Origin of the sequence: Micrococcus sp. APC 4021 (assembly GCF_030407635.1) — a bacterium.
Classification (GTDB): Bacteria; Actinomycetota; Actinomycetes; order Actinomycetales; family Micrococcaceae; genus Micrococcus; species Micrococcus luteus.
Genome location: NZ_JASDCZ010000229.1, coordinates 1 through 936, shown reverse-complemented (window position 1 = coordinate 936; position 936 = coordinate 1). Strand labels below are relative to the sequence as shown.

Here is a 936-nt window from a genome sequence, read left to right as displayed (position 1 = left end):
TGCCCACGTCCTCGGGCGGGGCGGCGTCGATGCTCATGGGCCGAACCTACCCCCGGGCCCCGCCTCCGCGACAGGGCCACCCCGGGCAACGCGGGTTGAGTTGTCGCGGGTGTCCGACGGCGGGACCCGTGACAACTCAACCCGCGTTGCGGACGGGCGGACGGGCGTGGGTTCTCAGTTCCGGAACCGAATGCCCGATGGGCTCGAGTAGAACCCCGCGGCCAGCAGCGCCTCGGCCAGCGGCGTGCCGAGCACGGGCCCGCCGTTGACCTTCTCCAGGCTCAACCGCTCGGTGCGGCCGGTGCGCAGCGCCCACACGAGCGCCTCCGCCGCGGCCCGCAGCTCGCCCGGATCCTCCGTGAACGCGAGCAGCGTGCGCCCGCCGCGCTCCATGTAGAGCGCCAGCCGCCCCGCGATCAGCACGACGACGGCGCCCGCCTTCCGGCCCGGGCGATGGCCCGTGGGCACGACGCCGTCCGGCCCGGCCGGCACGGACGGCCAGTCCAGCGCGGCGCCGTAGGGATTCGCCGGATCCGTCGCGGCCAGGGCGAGCGCGAGCGGGGCGGTGTCGACGGCGGCGTCCTCCTCGTCCCGCTGGAACCCGCGCAGCCGGTCCACGACGGCGCCGGTGGAGAACTGCGCGCCGCCCAGCCCGTCGACGAAGTGGCCGCGGCGCACCTGGCCCGCGTCCTCCATCCGGGTGAGCAGCCGGTACTGCCCCGCGAATCCGCCGGGGACCTCCTCGGCCACCACGGAGCCGCGCGTGATCACGCCGTACCGGTCCAGCAGCAGCTCGGCGGTCGCGTGGGCGCGGATCGTGGGGTCCTGCTCGGCGGCGGGCAGCAGGGACCAGCGGCCGGCCGAGCGGGCCTGCTCGGCGGCCGAGAGCCCGACGGTCCCCGCCGTGAGGCCGGCCGAGCCCCGGGCGCCGCCCTC

At 77.1% G+C, this 936-nt stretch carries 1 pseudogene; it reads right to left on the bottom strand.

Annotation, left to right across the window (positions count from 1 at the left end):
• Positions 1 to 174: 174 nt before the first annotated feature.
• Positions 175 to 936: pseudogene (locus QL983_RS11335) on the bottom strand (ATP-dependent helicase); the annotation flags it as partial.